An 18,811-nucleotide genomic window follows, 5' to 3' on the forward strand; every position below is an offset into this window, starting at 1 on the left:
GTGACGACGTTGACCACGTTTCCCGCCGTCCTGGCCGCCCGCCTGCGCAACGACCCGGGCCAGCCGCTGGTGACCTTCTACGACCAGGCGAGCGGCGAACGGGTCGAGCTGTCCGTGACCACGTGGGCGAACTGGGTGGCGAAGGCGAGCTCGCTGCTCGTCGACGAGCTCGGCCTGGAACGTGGCGACCGGGTCGCGATCGACCTGCCGCCGCATTGGCTCGGGACCGTCTTCCTCGGCGCCGCCTGGAACTGCGGCCTGGTCGTCACGACGAGCACGGACACCGCCACCACGGATCTCGCTGCCGTCGTGTGCGGACCCGACAGCCTGGCCGACTGGGCCGACCGGAGCGGCGAGCTGGCCGTGCTGGCCTGCGCGCTGCTGCCGCTGGGCGTTCGGTTCCCGGAGCCGGTCCCGGCCGGTGTGGTCGACGTCGGCGTCGACATCTGGTCCCAGCCCGACGCGTTCTCGGCCTGGGACCCGCCGCAGGCCGACGACCCCGCCGTGGAGACCGGCGGGCGGCAGCTGAGCCAGGCCCAGCTGTGGAGCGAGGCGGCCGGCACCGGTCTGGTCGGCGACGGCCGCCTGCTCGCGGTCGCCGACCCCGTCACGGAGCCGGCGATCCTCTGCGAACCGCTCCTCGCGGGCGGTTCACTCATCCTGGTCGTCCGGGCCGAACCGGAGCGGCTCGAGGCGACCTACGTCGCCGAGCACGCCACGGCCCGCTTCCCCGCCTGAACGACCAGGACGGATCGGTTCGCGGGGCTAGCCCGCGAGGTCGTACTTCTTGCGCTTCTTGAGCAGGATCGGCGAGCCGAGCTTCTTGGCCTTGACCTTCTCCAGCGCGTAGACCGCTCCGGTGGCCTTGTCGCGCACCACCACGACCTTGCCGCCGCTGGCCATCGGCCCGAGACCGATCACCCAGTCGTAGCCGGGAACGCCCGACTTCATGGCCTTCGCAGCGGCCCACCCGCCCGGCAGGATGCTGGTGTACAGCGACAGCGTCGTACCGTCACTGACGAGCGCGTCGGGCGCCCCGTCCTTGTTCCAGCGCCCCACCGGGACGAGTCGCTTGCCCGTGACCTGCCCCGCGGCGGGCACGGCTGCCTGGAACCCGTTGACGCCGTTGCCCGGGTAGACCTGCATCTGCCCTCCCTTCGGCTGGCCCATCAGGTCCGGCAGCTTGTCGCCGGTCATGTCCCCGACAGCGGCGAGCAGCTTCACCCCCCCGAAGCTCCCCGGCAGCACCTGGGCAGGCTGGAACATGCCACCGCCGGCTCCGCGGAACAGCACGGGCGCCTTGTCGCTCTTGCGGATCACGATCAGGTCGTTGAGCCCGTCGCCGTCCCAGTCGCCGACGCGGAGGACCTGCTTGGCCCAGGGCGCGGAGACGTTGGTCTTGACGGTCGCCGCGATCGCCCACCGCCCGCCGACCCGGTCGAGGTCGTGGAGGACCAGGCGGCCCGTCGAGGCCTTGCGCACGACGATGTCCGGGTTGGCCGAGCCGATGTAGTTGCCGTTGAGCTGGCCCAGGAGTGCGCCCTGCTGGATCTGGGCGGCGAGCGACCGGATGGCCGGGATCTGTGCGTACAGGTACTTGCCCGGGCAGGCCGTCTTGCCGGCGTCGCGGTGTCCGTTGATCGCGGCGAACCTGCTCTTGCCGACCTGCTGGCTCATCGACGCGGCGTCGACGCCGGACAGGGAGAGCTTCCAGGCGAACAGGGCGCCGTACGCGTTGAGCATCTCCTGCGTCGGCTGCGCGGTCTCGTAGTTGCCGATCGCGGACATCGCGAAGGAGTAGTCGTTGTAGCCGAGCGTGTGGGCACCGACGACGGGCTTGTCCACGCCACCGGCGCGTCCCTCCCAGATCCGGCCGAACCGGTCGACGAGGAAGTTGTAGCCGATGTCGCTCCAGCCCCGGGTCTTGACGTGGTACTTCCAGATGCCGCGCAGGATCGCCGGCACGTCCTCGGGTCGGTAGTCGTTGGCGTTCACGGTGTGGTGCACGAAGCCGGCGCTGATGGTGCCGTACTTGGGCTTGTAGCTCGCGTCCTCCGGTGCGCCCCACTGCGCCCGCGAGTAGATCTGAGGCTGCGGTGCACCGGTCGTGGCCGCCTGCAACGCGATCGCGCCGTCGGCGCCCGGCCGCGCGCTCGTCTCGCCCGAGGTGGTGGCGGCAGCAGCGCCCGACGAGAGCGCGGGGCCCTCCTTCGCCGTGGCGGCCGGCGTACCGGGGTCGATGACGGCGACCTGGATGTCGGCCGGCGCGACGTCGGCCGTCTCGACCTTGACCTGGACCTGGTCGACGTCGCCGACCAGGACGGCCTCGGTACCGGGGCGCGAGCGCTGGGCCTCGGCGCTGTCGGGGTCCGGGCCGTGCTCGTCGTGGTACTCCGCCGTCGTCCAGCCGCTCCACGCATCGCCCGTGCGGGTGCGGACGTTGACGGTGATCCCGTCCTCGGGGACGTCGGTGCCGTGCGCCCACGTCACCCCGACGGTGCCGTAGCCCTCGACGGGCAGCGCGTCGCTGGTGACCTTGTCGCCGCCGTCGGCCAGCTCCTTGACGCTGCCGTGCAGCGTGACCCGGCCGCTGACGGCAGCCGGCGACGGCGTCAGCGAGTACGACCTGACGGTGGGGTCGACGGTGGCTGTCGGCACCGTCAGCGGCGTGGTCGCGGCCTGCAGGCTGACGGTGCTCGGCGCGGACGTGGCGCCCGGCTCGGCCGGGCGGACCTCCATGGTCACCGTACGCGCGGCCGGGGTGAGGACGGCGACGACGACGGCGAGCGCCAGCGACTGCTGGCACAGGGTCACGAACCGGCTGCGCCGGGTGTGCTCGGGGATCTCCGTGGGGTACGGCGACATAGCTCTAGCTCCAGACGTGTGTGCGGGGAAGGTGTCACACGAGTAGCAACTTTCACATGCGTCACATGCGCCTGGGAAGAGATCGTGAGTAACTACAATCGTGTAATTTCCACTCGACACGCCGAGCGCATGCAAATTTGTGCATCGGCCCGCAGGTGGGCTACCTGAGCCCGTTCCGGGCCCCTCCGGCGCGGCGTTGTGCGAGGCTGCGCGCATGCCCGCCCCTGCCGCGCGCCGTTGCCCCTGGTGGGTCCCCGGCCTCGTCCTTGCCGCGACCGTCGCCCAGCTCGCGGTCGCCGCGTTCGTGCCCGGGATCGACCGGTTCGACGGCAAGGCGTTCGGGGCGCGCCTGGTCGCCTACCCCCTGCTGATGCTGCTCGTGCCGGCGCTGTGGTGGCTGCGCACGCGGCACACCGCCCCTGCGGGGCCGGTGCCGTGGGGCGCCTTCGCGCTCGTGATGGTGCCGTTCCTGATCGACGTGACCGGGAACAGCCTCGACCTCTACGACGCCGTGGCGTGGTGGGACGACCTCAACCACTTCGCCAACTGGGCGCTGCTGTGCGGGGGGCTCGGGCTGCTGCTGGCGCGGCGACTGTCCCCCACCTGGGTGCTGGTCGTCGCCGTCACCGGCCTGGGCGCGGTGCTCGCCATCGGCTGGGAGGTCGGCGAATGGCTGACCTTCATCCGCAACGGCACCGAGCTCGGCACGGCGTACGAGGACACGCTCGGTGACGAGGTCCTCGGCACCCTCGGCGCGCTCAGCGCCGCCGTCGTGCTCGCGCTCACCGCCCGGCGACGGCCCTCGCCCACGGCCTGAGCCGCGGCACGCTCAGATGTCGTTGGCGAGCGACTCGTCGTCGATGTCGTCTTCCTCGTCGTAGCGCAGGTAGTGGACGGCCTCGACCGGGTCGCCGTCGAAGCCGAGGCGCCCCTTCTCCAGGACCAGGACGCGATCGCACATCTTGACGACCGACTCCGGCGAGTGGCTGACGTAGAACAGCGTGCGATCGCCGCTGTTGCGGATCTCGCGCATCTTCCTCATGCACTTGACCCGGAACGGCTTGTCGCCGACGGCGAGGACCTCGTCGGCCAGGAAGATGTCGGAGTCCACGTGGATCGCGATGGCGAAGCCGAGGCGGGCCTTCTGCCCCGACGAGTAGTGGCCGACCGGGCCGTCCAGGGTGGAGCCGAGGTCGGCGAACTCGACGATGTCGTCGAACTTGCGGCGGATCTCCGGCTCGGTCATGCCGAGGATCGCAGCATTGAGGAACAGGTTCTCGCGACCCGTGAGCTGGTTGTGGAAGCCGGCACCCGTGGCGATCAGGCCCGCGATCCGTCCCCGGGTGAGGATCGAACCCTCGTCGGGCCGCATCACGCCGTTGATCATCTTGAGCAGCGTGCTCTTGCCGGAGCCGTTGAGGCCCATCAGGCCGACCGACTCGCCACGCTCGACGGTGAACGAGACGTCGTCGACGGCCCGGAAGGTCTCGGCGGTCTGGCGCCCCTTGACCTTGGCGACCGCCACCTCCTTGAACGTGCGGTGGTAGCGCAGGGTGAAGTACTTGGTGGCGTTCTCCACCACGATCGAGGCGGCCATGTCAGAGACGCTCCGGAATCTTGTTCTCGAGCCTGCTGAAGACGAACTGGGCGACCCCCAGGACCAGGGCCGCGATGACCACGATCAGCGCGCCGTTGAGCAGCAGGTGCTCGGGCATAGCCGCGACGGCCTGATGGTCCGGGTCGTCGACCGTGCCCACCCAGAAGGCCCGCTGGAAGAGCAGCACGGCGTCGGCCAGCGGGTTGTAGAGGTAGTACTTCGCGAAGTCGCCGAACCGCTGGTCGACCATCGCGTAGGAGTACATCATCGGGACGCCCCAGCGCACGAAGTTGTTGAAGACGCCCACGATGTTGCCGAAGTCGCTGAAGAAGACGTTGGCGGCGCTGAAGAACAGGGCTCCCGCCAGGCCGAGGAGCCCGCAGATGAGCAGGCCGAGCAGGAACGCGACCAGGTCGACGGGCTCGGGCGTCCACCCGGAGAGCAGCGAGGCGACCATGAGGATCACGACCTGCGGGATGACGTGGTAGAGCGACACGAGCATCGTGGCGACGGGGAACATCTCTCGCGGCATGGCCATCTTCACGACCAGCGCCCGGTTGCGCACGATCGACCGGGTCCCGGCACCGAAGGTCTCGGTGAAGAAGTGCACCACCGTCAGGCCGGCGAACAGGTGGATCGCGAAGTTCGGGATGTCGGCGTGCAGGTTGAAGATGAAGCCGACCACGAAGTAGTAGATGCAGAACTGGGTCAGCGGGTTGATGTAGGACCAGATCAGACCCAGGAACGAGCCCTGGTAGCGGGCGCTGATCTCCCGGCGCACCAGCAGCTTGAGCAGGTAGCGCCGGCGCAGGACGCCGATCAGGCCGTTGTCCGAGGAGGGCGGCTGCAGCGGCGGCAGGCCGGCCTCGTCGGGTGTGGTCGCGGTCATCGACCCTCCCCCTCCGTCCACGGGGCGAAGGTCTTCTCCCAGGTCTCGGGCGAGGTGATGTCACCGAGGGCCGCCCGGTACTGCGCGGCGATCTCGTCCCAGTCGCGGCGGAACCGGTTGTGCAGCTGGACGGTACGACGCACCAGCGCCTTGTAGCGCTCGCGGTCGCGCCGGTAGAGCGCCGCCGAGGTGCCGTCGTTCATCGACACGATCGCGGAGTCGAAGCCCGCGATCCGGTACCACTTGGCATCCATCGCCCGGATCTCCACCTCGGGGAACTCCCGGGACAGGTCGCGCGGCTTCTTCAGCTGGCGGACCGGCGCCAGGCCCGCGGTGATCGCCTTGGACAGGCGGCCGGGGACGTCGCTGAGGTCCTTGCCCTTGCGGGGCGGCTTCTCGCGGCGCACCGGCGGGAAGTCGTCGGGGTCGGCGTGGAGCTGGGCGTCGGTGAACTGCTTGCGGAACGCGTTGACCTCACCGAGGCGGGTGCCGAGCATCCCGTGCAGGCCGTGCGGGCCGGCGAGGACGTCCTCGAGCGCCTGGATCCGCAGCTCCACGGTGGAGTACTGCATGGAGACCAGGTGGGCGAGGTCGAACGCGAAGCTCTCCTGGAGCAGTCGCCCACCGCGCGGGTAGCCGGAGTGCAGCAGGGCCGCGACGAACCGGTTGCGCTGGTGGAAGTAGGCCTGCCAGTCGAGGGCGTCGTTCTTGTCGGTCCACGGGACGTGCCAGACCGCGGCCCCCGGGAAGGTGACGGTGGGTACGCCGGCCGCCTTGGCGCGCAGGCCGTACTCGGAGTCGTCCCACTTGATGAACAGCGGCAGCGACAGGCCGATGTCCTCGAGCACCTGGCGCGGGATCATGCACATGAACCAGCCGTTGAAGTCGACGTCCTGGCGCTTGTGCAGCCACCGCGCGGAGCGCAGGTTGCGAGCGCCGAAGTCCCAGTCCTGGAAGCCGTCCTTCGGGGACATCCACCAGAACCGGTAGGGCTGGACGATCTCGCCGAAGCTGTGCAGCCGGCTCTTGGCGTAGAGGCTGAACATGTGGCCACCGACGATGGTCGGGCGCTTGGCCAGGTCGCCGAAGGTGACGGCGCGGATGATGCCCTCGGGCTCGCAGACGACGTCGTCGTCCATCATCATCGCGTAGGTCGCGGTCCCCTTGCGGACCGACTCGAGCTGGCCCCGGGCGTAGCCGCCCGAGCCGCCGAGGTTGCCCTGCTGGATCACCTTCAACCGGCCCCCGAGGCCTTCCTCGGCGCCCGGGAAATACGCGCTGTCGCGGACCAGCTGGGTGCCCTGCTCCATCACGAAGACCGTGTCGAGGTAGGGCAGCAGCTCCGGCGTGCCCAGCTGGGCGAGCAGCTTGGCGCAGAAGTCGGGCCGGTTCATGGTGGTGATCGCCAGGTCGACGGTGCCGTGGCCCTGGTGACGCAGCTGGTCGGCCGGGACGTCGGCGGTCCACTCCGCCGACTCGACGGTGACGTCGCCGTGGCCGGCCACGACGTCGTACCAGTACCAGCCGCCGTCGATGAACGGTCCGAGCGGCAGCTCGAAGCTCAGCGTGGTCGGCCCCTCGGCCTCGGTGACCCCGCTGTCGACCTTCTGCTGGCGGCCGTTGGCCATCGACTTGTTGACGATGACGGTGGCGCCGGAGCCGCGGACCGTCACGGTGAGGGTGACGGCGTCGACGACGCTCCACCGGCGCCAGTAGCTGGCCGGGAAGGCGTTGAAGTAGGTGCCGAAGGAGATCTTCTCGCCGGACGGCACCAGGACGGCGGTGCGGGAGAGGACCTGGTCGGGCCGGACGGCGCGGCCGGTCGAGGTCTTCTGCCGGATCGAGGCGTTGTTGAGCTCCTTGGCCGCGCGCGAGCCGCCGACGACGTACTTGTCCTCGTCGAGGTTGGGCTCCTCGCAGTCGAGGTAGAGCGGCAGGACGTCGGGGTCGGTGTCCAGCGGCAGGATCTGGCGCTGCAGCAGACGCTGCACGATCGCCGTGCCCGTGTCGGCCGTGCTCATGCGTCCACCCCGCCGCTCTTCAGCTCGGCGCCCTCGGCGAAGTGTGGCCGGAGCTTGTTGTCGTACATGGACAGGGCAGCCGCGATCGCCATGTGCATGTCGAGGTACTTGTAGGTGCCGAGACGGCCACCGAAGAGCACCATCGGCTCCTTGGCCGCGAGGTCGCGGTACTTGAGCAGCTTGGCGCGGTCCTCGGCCGTGTTGATCGGGTAGTAGGGCTCGTCGCCCTCCTCCGCGAACCGGCTGAACTCGCGGACGACGACCGTGCGCCCCGGCTTGTAGGAGGCGGCCCGCTCCGGGTGGAGGTGCTTGAACTCCAGCTCACGCGTGAACGGGACGTCGGCGTCGTTGGCGTTGACCACACCGGTGCCCTGGTAGTCGTCGACGTCGAGGATCTCCTGCTTCAGGTCCACCGTGCGCCAGGACAGGCGGCCCTCGCAGTTGCCGAAGTACTCGTCGACCGGGCCGGTGTAGACGATCGGGACCTTGCCCTTGTAGTCGTCGGCGACGTCGAAGAAGTCGGTGTCGACCCGGACCTCGATGTTGGGGTGGTCGGCCATCCGCTCGAGCCAGGCGGTGTAGCCGTCGACCGGAAGGCCCTCGTAGGTGTCGTTGAAGTAGCGGTTGTCGAAGTTGTAGCGCACCGGGAGGCGGGTGATGATGTCCGCGCTCAGCTCGGTGGGGTCGGTCTGCCACTGCTTGGCGGTGTAGCCCTTGATGAACGCCTCGTAGAGCGGGCGCCCGATCAGGCTGATCGCCTTCTCCTCGAGGTTCTTCGCGTCCTTGGTGTCGATCTCGCTGGCCTGCTCGGCGATCAGGGCGCGGGCCTCGTCGGGCGTGTGGCTCTTGCCGAAGAAGCTGTTGATCAGCGCCAGGTTCATCGGCAGCGAGTAGACCTGCCCCTGGTACTTGCCGAACACCCGGTGCTGGTAGCTGGTGAAGTCCGTGAACCGGTTGACGTACTCCCAGACCCGCTCGTTGCTGGTGTGGAACAGGTGGGTGCCGTACTTGTGCACCTCGATGCCCGTCTCGGGCTCGAACTCGCTGTAGGCGTTGCCGCCGAGGTGGTAGCGGCGCTCGAGGACGAGGACCTTGAGGCCCAGGTCGGCGGCGCAGCGCTCTGCGATGGTCAGACCGAAGAATCCGGAGCCGACGACGACCACATCGGGGAGGTCGGGGTTCGACGAGGTGAGAGACACGATCGGTGAGTTTACGGACCCGCCGCCCCGTTCCCCATTCGGACGCGCGGTCGTGCCCTGTTCGCCCCCGGGGGCAGGTGACGAATATCCTGTTCTGGTGTATACCCACCACTCGACCGGACGCGGGGCTCCCTCCTTCGCACTGGCCTGGCTCGCAGGCCTCGGGCTCGCCGTGCTCACCGTGGTGTTCTCGGCGGTCGAGGACATCCCCATCAAGGACCCCGACAGCCTGATCCCGGGCTACATCCGGTTCCCCGCCATCGTGCTCGGAGCGATCGCGCTCGACGTCGTGCCGCGCACCTTCCTGGGCGCCGGCCGGCCCCGGGCGGGCTGGCTGCGCCGGCTCCGCACCACGTTCCGCACGGTGCTGCGCGAGCGCTGGCCGCTGTCGCACTGGAAGTTCGCGCTCAACGGCGTGATCGCCTGGTACCTGTGCTACGCCGCCTTCCGCAACGTGAAGAGCATGGCTCCGTTCGTCCACGAGAACCTCTACGACGACCCACTGGCCGACCTCGACAGGTTCCTGTTCGCCGGGCACGACCCGGCGGCCGTGCTGCACGCGTGGTTCGGCACCGGCCTCGCGGCCCACTTCTTCTCGGCCGTCTACATCGTGTGGATCGCGCTGGTGCCGGTCTCCATCGCGATCGCGCTCGTGTGGACCCGGCAGACCCGCGCCGGTGAGTGGTTCGTCACGGCGGTCGCGGTCGACTGGGCCCTCGGCGCCCTGCTCTACGTGCTGGTCCCCACCGTGGGCCCGATCTACTCCGACAGCAGCACCTTCGCGGCCCTGCCCGAGACCTACGTCAGCAGGCTCGCGGACTCGATGTGGGACGACCGGGTCAACACCCTCGCCACCCACGGCGAGTCCGGCCTCCAGACGATCGCCGCGTTCGCGTCGCTGCACGTCGGCATCATGATGACGATCTGCCTCATCGTGGAGGCGGTCAGGCTGGCCCGCTGGGTGCGGATCAGCGCGTGGACCTTCTTCGGCCTGACCGTCCTCGCCACCGTCTACCTGGGCTGGCACTTCTTCGTCGACGTGATCGCCGGGGCGGCGCTCGGCGCCTTCGCCGTGTGGATCGCCGGCATCGCGACCGGCAACCGGGTCGGCCTGCGCGCCCGCCTGGTGACGGAGGTCAGCGCGCCGGACGAGCCCGCATCCGCCAGCCATCCCGAAGCGCTCGCGTCACGTTCCGTGCCTCGGCCCGACCACCCCGCAGCGGACTGAGCAGGACCACGACCAGCGCGATCAGTGCCGGCTTGAGCCGCACGAGCGGGTTCTCGCCGTACCGGAAGTGCACGACGAACAGGTTGCGGTACATGTAGTACCCCTTCCAGCCCGCGAGGTCGTGCTGCTGGTCGAAGTCGAGCTGGCGCACCAGTACGGCGTCGCGGACGGCGCGGATCGGGAAGCCGGCCCGCCGGGCGCGGATGGCGAAGTCGACGTCGTCGTAGAAGATGAAGTACGACGCGTCGGGCAGCCCGATCCGGTCGATCACCTCGCGGCGGACGAGGAAGCCCTCGAACGCGACGTTCTCGACCTCGACGGTGGCCGGCATCGCCGCCCGGGTCGGGTACGTCGAGTCGATGCTGGCCGTCTTCGGGCGGATCGCCAGCGGGTTGCGCAGGTCGAAGCGCAGCGCCGCCTTCTCGACCAGCGCGCCCGCGCGGTCCTCGCGGACCGCGACCAGGCACGAGCCGTCGGCCTCGAGGAGACGGGTCAGGCAGTCGGGGGCCGGGACGACGTCGTCGTCCATCAGCCACATGACGTCGTAGCCCTGGTCGTAGGCGGTCTGCAGGCCCAGCCGGAAGCCGCCCGCTCCGCCGAGGTTGTCGGTCGTGTGGATCGGCACCAGGCCCGGCAGCGTGCTGGCCGCGAGCACGTCGCGGGTGTGGTCGGCGCTGGCGTTGTTGACGACGAACACCGCGTCGGGAGCGCGGTCCAGCGCACCGAGACCGGCGAGCATCTGCTCGAGCAGGTCTGCGCGGTTGTAGGTGACGACGACGACGGCCACCTTCTCGGCGGCCCTCGGGGCGCTCATCGCAGGTACCTCCGGTGACCGGTGAAGTCGCCGCGCAGGCCGGCGGCCGCGGCGCGGGCGCTCAGCGGGATCCGGGCCGGCTCCGGCCGGGTGAACAGGTAGAACCACACGGTCTTCAGCCAGAACAGCAGCACGTGCACCCAGCCGCGGTAGGTGCGCAGGTTGAGCGTGTTGTTGCGAGCCATGCAGTAGTGCTTGAGGTCGCTCGGGGTGTGGTTGTAGGTGGTGCGCCCGAACATCATCGGCGTGCCGAGGTCGTCGGTGGCCGGGTGGAGGAACTGGGCGTCGACGACCGTCGCGATCCGGGCGCCGGCCCGCTGGGCGCGCCACAGGTACTCCACGTCGTCACCCCAGATGAAGAACTCCTCGCGGGGCAGCCCGATCCGCTCGACCAGCCCACGGGTGACGAGCACGCCGTTGAACGGGATCACGACGTCGTCGATCAGGCCGTCCTGCGCGGCCGCCTCGACCGCGGCCATCTCGTGCACGACCCGGGTCCCGCCGGGCAGCCGGATCGGGAAGCAGAGCCGCGACGGGTCCTGCTCGGCCAGCACCGCCGGCCCGCAGAACTCCAGGCCGTCGCGCTCCTGGCGCTCCAGGAGGAGATCGAGGCAGTCGGGGGCCGGCAGACCGTCGTCGTCCATCAGCCACACCAGGTCGGCACCCTCGCGCACCGCCCGGGCGAGACCGTGGTGGAAGCCGCCCGCTCCCCCGGTGTTGGTCGTCAGCGTCTCGTGGTCGACCCGGGGGTCGTCGAGCCCGGCCAGCCACTCCCCCGTGCCGTCGGTCGAGGCGTTGTCGACGACGAGGATCCGCTCCAGGCCGGCGATCTCCTGCAGCCGCGGGACGAGTCGCTGCAGCATCGCCAACCTGTTGAAGGTCACCACGACGGCCTGCACACGCACGGAGCAGACCCTACTGTCCAGGTCGCCCCGGTCAGGATTCGTCGCTCAGGACTCGTCGGTCAGCAGCGCGTCGGGGTCCAGGCGCGGCGGGATGGCCGCGAGAGCGGCCTGGACCAGCGCAGTGCGGGCCTTCACCTCGACCGCGCGACGCACCCGGCCACGACCGCCCTGCAGGAGACCTTCGACCACCTCCGCGACCTGGCGGTCGTCGTACGTCGGCCGGGTGCCGGGGGCGACGTCGACGTCGGGCAGGGCGACGAGGACCGGCAGCACCTGGTCGCCGAGGGCGTCGAGGACCTTGAACCGCTGGTAGCGGTCCATCTGCTCCCAAAGCGTGTCGACGTCGACACCGCGCTTGCGGGAGCGGCGGTCCGCGGCCAGCACGACCTTGGCCGCCCCGGTGAGTGCTGCGGTCAGCTCGTGCTCGGTGAAGCGCATGAGCCTACCCAACCTCACGAGGCCGTCCGCTGTCCCGTTACCGTGAGCGCGTGGACACTGCCGCCGTGCTGACCCTCCTCCAGGACGTCGCCGCGGAGGTGATCAACCCCCGGTTCCAGGCCCTCGCCGACGAGCACGTCTCCGAGAAGAACCCCGGCGACCTCGTCACGATCGCCGACCACGAGTCCGAGGCGCTGATCACGGCAGCGCTGCAGGCGGCGTACCCGGACGCGCTCGTGCTCGGGGAGGAGGCGATGGCGGCCGATCCCTCACTGCTCGACCGGTTCGCGACCGCGGAGCACGCCTTCACCGTGGACCCGGTCGACGGCACCAAGAACTTCGTCAACGGCTCCCCCGACCACGCCGTCATGGTCGCGGAGGTCCAGCACGGCGAGGTGACCCGCGGCTGGATCTGGCAGCCGCAGCTCGAGGCATCGTACGTCGCCGAGCTCGGCGGTGGCGCCTGGCGCAACGGCGAGCGGCTGAGCGTGACGGCCGCGCAGGGCGACGTACCGTTCCGGACCGCCCGGCGCTCCTGGGTCGGCCGGGAGCTCGGCGACCTGGGCACGCTCGAGCTCACCTGGGCCTGCTGCGGGGTCGACTACCCGCACCTGATCGCCGGTGACGCCCGCGCCCTCCTCTACAGCCGCAGCATGCCGTGGGACCATCTGCCCGGCGCGCTCATCCTCACCGAGGCCGGCGGCGTCATCGGCCAGCACGACGGCTCGCCGCTGCAGCCGCAGCTGCTGTCCGGCGGGCTCGTCGCCGCCCCCGACCGGGCGACGTACGACGCCGTGGTGGCCGCGCTGCCGCTCTGACCCGGAGGTCGAACAGCTCGCGTGCACGCCCGGCGACGGGTGAGGTGCGAGCGCCAGCGAGCCTCCGCCGGTGGTTGAGGTGCGAGGTCGCCCGTGGTCAGCAGGCCGCCGCCGGTGGTTGAGGTGCGAGCGCCAGCGAGCCGCCGCCGGTGGTTGAGGTGCGAGCGCCAGCGAGCCCCCGCCGGTGGTTGAGGTGCGAGCGCCAGCGAGCCCCCGCCGGTGGTTGAGGTGCGAGCGCCAGCGAGCCCCCGCCGGTGGTTGAGGTGCGAGCGCCAGCGAGCCTCGAAACCTCCGGCCGTGCTGCCGGAACTGTCCGGGAGGCTGCGGCCGCATAGCCGGTCGCGTTCCGAAAGGCAGCAACGAGAGGGTTGACGAGGGACCGGGTTCGGCGGTCGGGCTGCGGTCCCCGACGCCCCTGCGGTCACCGATCGTGACGTCGGTTCTCCACACCCCCGTGATCGGGTTTCGCCAGTCCACAAGCGGGCTTGCGGCCTCGGGTTGTGTCGGGGGTGGGTGGGAACATCCAGTCATGGATCTCGGAACCCAGCACCGCTCGACAGCACTGCTGTCCGGGCTGCGCGCCGAGGTCGAAGGCCGGCAGGCCTCCCTCGTCCGCGAGTGGGCCGGGATCGTGGAATGGGCCGGCGACCACATCGTCACCGGACCCGAAGGCGCCGCCACCATCACCGAGGGCTACCTCGACACCGGCATCCCCATCGCCGGGGACGGAGCACCCCTGATCTCCGAGTTCGCGGTCATGGAACTCGTCGCGGCCCTCGGCCGCACCCCCGACGGTGGCAAGGCTTACGTCGGACGGGTCGTCGAATGCGCCTGGCGCCTGCCCAACGTCTACGCCGCCGTGACCGCCGGGAGACTGGCGCCGTGGCGGGCCGAACGCATCGCCGACCTCACCCACGGCTTGTGTGCCGAAGCGGCCGGATTCGTGGACCGGCAGCTGTTCAACGCCTCCGGCGTCGGGTGGGCCCAGCTCCAACGCCTCATCACCGAAGCGGTGCTGCGGTTCAACCCCGAGCAGGCCGAGACCGAACGGCGGAACGCATCGGATCAGCGGCGCTTCGACATCGGTGAGGTCGACGAGCACGGCCTGGTCCACCTCGACGGGCTGCTCGATGCCGCCGACGGGTACGACCTCAACCTCGCGGTGGCACGGCGTGCCGAGGTCCTCGGGAAGCTGGGCGACGACTCGTCGCTGGACGTGCGGCGGTCCAAGGCCGCTGCCGAGCTCGCCCGCCAAGACCTCGCCCTCGACCTCATCCTCCCCGGCCCGGAGGGCCCGGAGGTTTCGAGGCTCGCTGGCGCTCGCACCTCAACCACCGGGACCGGCGCTCGCGCCTCAACCACCGGGACCGGCGCTCGCACCTCAACCACCGGAGACAGCTCAACCACCGGGACCACGGTGCCGGGGCGCAAGGTGGTGTTGAACGTCCACCTCACCGACACCTCCATCACGGCAGCCGGGGAGAACCCGTTCGCGAACCCCGTGGGCCGATGGGAGGAAGGCCGCTGCCCGATCAGCACCGCGCAGATCCGCGAGTGGCTACGCACCCGGGGCACCACCATCATCGTGCGCCCGGTCATCGACCTGGCCGAGCACGTCCCCGTCGACTCCTACGAGATCCCCGAGCGCCACAAGGTCCGCGTCGCCCTGCGCGACCACGGCTGCCGGTTCCCGCACTGCACCCGACCCGCACAACGCTGCGACATCGACCACCACCGCCCCTACGGCGAGGGTGGCGCGACCTGTCCCTGCAACGAAGTGGCGCTGTGTCGGCGCCACCACCGGGCGAAGACCCACTCCGCCTGGCGCTACGACATCGTCATGCCCGGGTCCTACGTATGGACCAGCCCCAACGGGTTCCGGTTCCGGGTCGACCACCGCGGCACCCACCCCGTCCACCCGCCCGACGAGTAGCCACCCCGCCCCGAACCCCGCAGAACCAACAGGCTGCGGGGACATCGGCACGTCCGGGTGTCGCGGACGTGGAGTCAGCAGGCCGCCGCGACGTCGTCGGTCTCGTTGGCCTGGTAGCCCTGGTTGCGCGAGCCGAGCGACCCGCCGGTGACGGTGCCGGGCTGCTGGGCGGGCTGCTCGGTGGCCTTGTCGCCGCCGCCCTGGTCGCCCTGGGGCTGCGCCGGCGCCTTGCCCTTCTTGGCGGCCTTGAGGTCACCCTCGGCGCGGTCGATGGCGTTGCGGATCATCTGGTGCACCAGGTCGATGTCGGGGTGGGCGGTGTCGATGCGCGGCGGGACGAGGGAGACCGAGGAGATCTTCTGGGTCCGGGCGCGCAGGGCGAGCTGGACGAAGTCGCTCAGCGCACCGCCGGGGATGTTGGTCTGGATCATGGCGCTGGAGGCCTTGGCGATCTCCTGGAAGTTGGTCAGCGCCTGGGCCGGGCTGACCTGGGAGACCATCGCGGAGAACACGCACTTCTGGCGGGCCATGCGCGAGTAGTCGTCAGAGCCCTCGCGGGCCCGGGCGTACCAGAGGGCGTCATGGCCGTTGAGCTTGCGCTTGCCGGGCTCGATGTAGCCGGTGACGTCGTCGCCGAGACCGCCGACGGGGATCCGCTGGCGGACGTTGAGGGTGACCCCGCCGAAGGCGTTGACCAGGCGCTCGAAGCCGCGCATGTTGACCATCACCCAGTAGTTGATGTCCAGGTCGGTGATGCCCTCGATGGCGGACACGGTGGCGTCGAGGCCGGGGTGGGCGGAGTCCTGGAACAGCTGGGTGTGGTCGCCGACCCAGGTGCTGACGCCGTTGAGGTAGCAGCCGTCGCAGTTGAAGCCCTTGGGGAACTGCTCGGCCATCACGCTGCCCTTGCGGAACGGGAAGTTCTGCATGTTGCGCGGCAGGCCGATCATCACCGTGCGACCGGTGGTGGCGTCGACGGAGGCGATGGTCATCGAGTCGGTGCGCAGGCCCCAGCGGTCGTTGCCGGAGTCGCCGCCGATGAGCAGGATGTTGTAGCGGCCGTTGTGGGCGCTGCCCAGGTCGCCGTCGGCGAACATGGTCAGCCACTCGCGCTGAGCGGCGGCCAGGTGGGCGCCGAAGAGCAGGGTGCCGGCGACCGAGAAGCAGAGGATGCCGTTGACGCCGACCACGGCGCGGCGGTGCGGGAGGCGCAGGCTGAGCGGCTGGCCGATCCGCCAGGCGTCCACGAAGAGCGCGGCCCAGCCGAGGGCGCCGACGATCAGGTAGAGCCGGACCACCAGCATCACCGTGGGGCTGAACGCCAGGCCCAGCGCGAAGCCCTTGTCGAACCAGCTCCAGGCGCCGACCACCAGCAGGGTGCCGAGCGAGAACAGCCACACCCGCAGCGCGAGCCTGCCGATCGCCCGGTTGCCGGCGAGCAGCTGGGCCGAGCCCGGTACGACGAGCGTGAAGGCCATCAGGGTCAGGGCCCGGCGGAACCGCACCCGGGCGGCGCGTTCGTCGACGGGGATCTGAGGCACCCGCCCAGTATCACCAGTCCCACGCGTCACTCCGGCGGCGACGCGCCGCGACCGGTCAGGCCGCAGCGACCGGTTCAGGCCGCTGCGACCGAGCCGGCCAGCCGGGCGATCTCGTCGGCCGAGGCGTTCCCACCGGTGCAGACCACGGCGACGGTGCCCTCGCTCTCGGTCGCGACGGCGGCGGCCAGCGACGCGGCGCCCGCCCCCTCGGCCAGGGTGTGGGCGCAGGTGGCGAGCAGCCGCGCGGCGGCGTCGATGGCGTCGTCGTCGACCAGCACGAAGTCGTCGAGCCGGGCGCGCAGGATCTCCTGGGTCCGCGGGTAGCCGGTCGTCGTGGCCAGGCCGGCGGCCCGGGTCGTGGCGGGCGCGGCCTCGATCCGGCCGGTGCGCCACGAGTGCCAGCCGGCGGGAGCGGCTGCGGACTGCACGCCGATCACCCGGCAGCCGGGGGCGAGCGCGTCGCGGACCAGGCACGCGCCGGCGGCGCCGGTGCCGCTGCCGATCGGGACGAACAGGGTCTCGACGTCGGGCGCCTGACCGAACAGCTCCAGGTAGGCCGTGGCGTGACCGAGGATGATCCGCGGGTCGGTCGGGCAGACGAACGAGGCGCCGGTCTCCGCGGCGCGGGCGCGGGCGTGCTCGGCGGCCTCACCGAGACTGGCTCCCACGAGGACGACCTCGGCGCCGAGCGCACGGACCGCGTCGCACTTGGCGGCGGGAGCGCCGGCGGGCATCACGATCGTCGCGCGCACGCCGGCCAGGCGGGCGCCGTACGCCACCGACTGCGCGTGGTTTCCGGTCGAGCAGGTGACCAGGCCGTGGGCGCGCTCCGCCTCGGTCAGCGTCGCGGACAGGTGCACGCCGCCGCGGACCTTGAAGGCGCCCGTCGGCTGCACGTTCTCGTGCTTGACCAGGACACGACGGCCCAGCGCCTGGTCGAGGAGCGGGTGCGCCTGCAGCGGGGTGGGCGGCAGGTGCGCGCCGACGACCTCGGCAGCGGCGAGGACGTCGGCGAAGGTCAGGTCGGCGCTCGACATGCCTCCATCGTCGACGACCCACCACTCATCGGTCCAATAGTTCCTTTCACTGCGTTCCATCGACCTCATCGAACGATAGGCTGCCGGCATGATCGACCTGCGCCGCCTCGAGGCCCTGGTGGCGGTGCACCGCACCGGCTCGGTGTCGGCGGCCGCCGCCCACCTCCACTACGGGCAGCCCACCATCTCCCACCACCTGCGCCGGCTCGAGGCCGAGACCGGCGCGGTGCTGCTCCAGCGGGTCGGTCGCGGCGTCCGGCTCACCCCGGAGGGCGAGCTGCTGGCGCGCCGCGGGGAGGAGATCCTCGGCCTGCTCGCCCGGGCCGAGGCCGAGCTCGCCGCGGCGACCAGTCTCCAGTCCGGGCGGGTCCGGCTCGCGGCGTTCCCGTCGGGCGCCGCGACCCTGGTCCCGGACGCCCTGGCCCTGCTCGCGACCCGGCACCCGGGCATCGAGCTCGACCTCGTCGAGGCCGAGCCGCCGGAGGCCTACGAGCTGCTCCGCGCGGGCCAGACCGACCTCGCGCTCACCTTCGCCTACCCCGACCAGCCCGAGCCCGACCAGATCACCTCGGTCCCGGTCGTCGACGACCCGCTGTACCTCGTCACGCCGGCGTCCGCGGCACCGCCCGACGGCGACGTGGACCTCGGCGCCTACGCGACGACCGGCTGGATCACCGGCTGCGAGCGCTGCCGCCGCGAGCTGCTCCACCTGTGCGCGGACGCCGGCTTCACCCCGGCCATCGCGTTCGCGAGCGACGACTACGTCGCCGTCCAGTCCCTCGTCGTGAGCGGGCTCGGGGTGAGCGTGCTGCCGGGCCTGGCGTTGCGCGCCCACCAGCACCGCGACGTCGTACGACGGCCGCTGGCGGCGCACCGCCGGGTGCAGCTCTCGACGTACGGCGCTCCCCCGCGTCCCGCCGCGGTCGACGCCGTCGCCGCGGCGCTCACCGAGGTCGCCACGCCCCGGGACTGATCAGCTCCGGGTCAGGTCCGGGTCAGGTCCGGGTCAGCTCCGGGCGCGGATCGCGTCGATCTCCTGGCGCCGGGCGAGCCGGTGGGCGCGACGCACCTGCGCCTCGTGCATGCGCCGGCGGTCCTCGTCGGTCTCGGGCTCGAGCGCCGGGACGGGCCGCCCGTGGCCCGCGGCGTCGACCGCGACGAACACGAAGTAGGCCGAGCCGACGTGCAGCACCTTGCCCGCGGCGTCCCACGGCTCGGTCTCGATCCGGACCCCGATCTCCATCGAGGAGGTGCCGACCCAGTTGACCTGGCCGATGGTGCGGACGATGTCGCCGACCCGGACCGGCTCGAGGAACGCCATCTCGTCGAGCGCGGCGGTGACGGCCGGCCCCCCGCTGTGCCGCTGGGCGACGACCCCCGCGGTGGAGTCGGCCAGCTTGACCACCTCGCCGCCGTGGATGTTGCCCAGCAGGTTGGCCTGCGCCCGTGAGGTCAGCGTGGCCAGCTCGATGCGGGAGTACGACGGCGTGCGGGCCGCGACGATTTCGCTCACGGCCTGACGGTAG

At 71.0% G+C, this 18,811-nt stretch carries 17 protein-coding genes; 6 read left to right on the forward strand and 11 right to left on the reverse strand.

Features of this window, described 5'->3' with window-relative positions; genetic code table 11:
• Complete coding sequence (locus tag KU893_RS20940; RefSeq protein WP_257441573.1) at positions 1-738, forward strand: TIGR03089 family protein; 738 nt, start codon at positions 1-3, stop codon at positions 736-738.
• 27 nt (positions 739-765) lie between these two features.
• Here KU893_RS20940 and KU893_RS20945 read toward each other — a convergent pair whose 3' ends face one another.
• Complete coding sequence (locus KU893_RS20945; RefSeq protein ID WP_218236406.1) at positions 766-2,865, reverse strand: N-acetylmuramoyl-L-alanine amidase; 2,100 nt, start codon at positions 2,863-2,865, stop codon at positions 766-768.
• Between the two features lie 214 nt (positions 2,866-3,079).
• Between KU893_RS20945 and KU893_RS20950 the strand changes: the two genes are divergently transcribed.
• Entirely contained in the window at positions 3,080-3,682 is a 603-nt protein-coding gene (locus KU893_RS20950; RefSeq protein ID WP_218236408.1) for a DUF2238 domain-containing protein, read from the forward strand.
• A 12-nt stretch (positions 3,683-3,694) separates the two neighbouring features.
• On the opposite strand, the gene KU893_RS20955 is transcribed toward KU893_RS20950, so the two are convergent.
• Genes KU893_RS20955 through glf form a run of 4 tightly spaced genes read right to left on the reverse strand, consistent with a single transcriptional unit; the run spans position 3,695 to position 8,571 of the window.
• Positions 3,695-4,462: an ABC transporter ATP-binding protein gene (locus KU893_RS20955; RefSeq protein ID WP_218236411.1), complete on the reverse strand. Its 768-nt coding sequence runs from the start codon at positions 4,460-4,462 to the stop codon at positions 3,695-3,697.
• Between the two features lies 1 nt (position 4,463).
• Positions 4,464-5,351 carry an ABC transporter permease gene (locus KU893_RS20960; RefSeq protein ID WP_218236412.1) on the reverse strand — a complete coding sequence of 296 codons (888 nt, stop codon included), beginning with the start codon at positions 5,349-5,351 and terminating at the stop codon, positions 4,464-4,466.
• On the reverse strand, positions 5,348-7,372 hold the full coding sequence (locus KU893_RS20965; RefSeq protein WP_218236415.1) for a glycosyltransferase: 2,025 nt from the start codon (positions 7,370-7,372) through the stop codon (positions 5,348-5,350). The genes KU893_RS20960 and KU893_RS20965 overlap by 4 nt, the downstream gene beginning before the upstream one ends.
• Positions 7,369-8,571 (reverse strand): UDP-galactopyranose mutase, encoded by a 1,203-nt coding sequence (gene glf / locus KU893_RS20970; RefSeq protein ID WP_218236417.1) that lies wholly within the window; start codon positions 8,569-8,571, stop codon positions 7,369-7,371. Before glf ends, KU893_RS20965 begins: the two co-directional genes overlap by 4 nt.
• A 97-nt stretch (positions 8,572-8,668) precedes the next feature.
• Between glf and KU893_RS20975 the strand changes: the two genes are divergently transcribed.
• Positions 8,669-9,799 (forward strand): phosphatase PAP2 family protein, encoded by a 1,131-nt coding sequence (locus KU893_RS20975; RefSeq protein ID WP_218236420.1) that lies wholly within the window; start codon positions 8,669-8,671, stop codon positions 9,797-9,799.
• On the opposite strand, the gene KU893_RS20980 is transcribed toward KU893_RS20975, so the two are convergent.
• From KU893_RS20980 to KU893_RS20990, 3 genes are read right to left on the reverse strand one after another with little or no spacing between them, the layout of a single operon-like run.
• The gene (locus tag KU893_RS20980) at positions 9,708-10,613 is read right to left on the reverse strand and encodes a glycosyltransferase family 2 protein (protein ID WP_218236422.1); all 906 of its coding nucleotides are present in this window, start codon (positions 10,611-10,613) and stop codon (positions 9,708-9,710) included. The two genes, KU893_RS20975 and KU893_RS20980, sit on opposite strands and share 92 nt — an antisense overlap.
• Positions 10,610-11,518, reverse strand: a complete 909-nt coding sequence (locus KU893_RS20985; RefSeq protein WP_257441575.1) for a glycosyltransferase family 2 protein — start codon at positions 11,516-11,518, stop codon at positions 10,610-10,612. The genes KU893_RS20980 and KU893_RS20985 overlap by 4 nt, the downstream gene beginning before the upstream one ends.
• A gap of 45 nt (positions 11,519-11,563) precedes the next feature.
• Positions 11,564-11,956 carry a hypothetical protein gene (locus KU893_RS20990; protein ID WP_218236424.1) on the reverse strand — a complete coding sequence of 131 codons (393 nt, stop codon included), beginning with the start codon at positions 11,954-11,956 and terminating at the stop codon, positions 11,564-11,566.
• A gap of 50 nt (positions 11,957-12,006) precedes the next feature.
• On the opposite strand from KU893_RS20990, the gene KU893_RS20995 reads away from it, so the two are divergent.
• Complete coding sequence (locus KU893_RS20995; protein ID WP_218236426.1) at positions 12,007-12,774, forward strand: inositol monophosphatase family protein; 768 nt, start codon at positions 12,007-12,009, stop codon at positions 12,772-12,774.
• Between the two features lie 529 nt (positions 12,775-13,303).
• Entirely contained in the window at positions 13,304-14,707 is a 1,404-nt protein-coding gene (locus KU893_RS21000) for an HNH endonuclease signature motif containing protein (RefSeq protein ID WP_218236428.1), read from the forward strand.
• A gap of 74 nt (positions 14,708-14,781) precedes the next feature.
• Here KU893_RS21000 and KU893_RS21005 read toward each other — a convergent pair whose 3' ends face one another.
• Together KU893_RS21005 and KU893_RS21010 are read right to left on the reverse strand one after the other, a co-directional pair.
• The gene (locus KU893_RS21005; protein ID WP_257441576.1) at positions 14,782-16,248 is read right to left on the reverse strand and encodes an LCP family protein; all 1,467 of its coding nucleotides are present in this window, start codon (positions 16,246-16,248) and stop codon (positions 14,782-14,784) included.
• 74 nt (positions 16,249-16,322) lie between these two features.
• The gene (locus KU893_RS21010) at positions 16,323-17,285 is read right to left on the reverse strand and encodes a threonine ammonia-lyase (RefSeq protein WP_218236430.1); all 963 of its coding nucleotides are present in this window, start codon (positions 17,283-17,285) and stop codon (positions 16,323-16,325) included.
• Between the two features lie 88 nt (positions 17,286-17,373).
• Here KU893_RS21010 and KU893_RS21015 point away from each other — a divergent pair, with 88 nt between their 5' ends.
• The gene (locus tag KU893_RS21015) at positions 17,374-18,258 is read left to right on the forward strand and encodes a LysR family transcriptional regulator (protein ID WP_218236432.1); all 885 of its coding nucleotides are present in this window, start codon (positions 17,374-17,376) and stop codon (positions 18,256-18,258) included.
• Positions 18,259-18,291: 33 nt separating this feature from the next.
• On the opposite strand, the gene KU893_RS21020 is transcribed toward KU893_RS21015, so the two are convergent.
• Entirely contained in the window at positions 18,292-18,798 is a 507-nt protein-coding gene (locus tag KU893_RS21020) for an acyl-CoA thioesterase (RefSeq protein WP_218236434.1), read from the reverse strand.
• Positions 18,799-18,811: the final 13 nt, after the last annotated feature.

It is taken from the genome of Nocardioides daeguensis (genome assembly GCF_019192965.1).
Classification (GTDB): Bacteria; Actinomycetota; Actinomycetes; order Propionibacteriales; family Nocardioidaceae; genus Nocardioides; species Nocardioides daeguensis.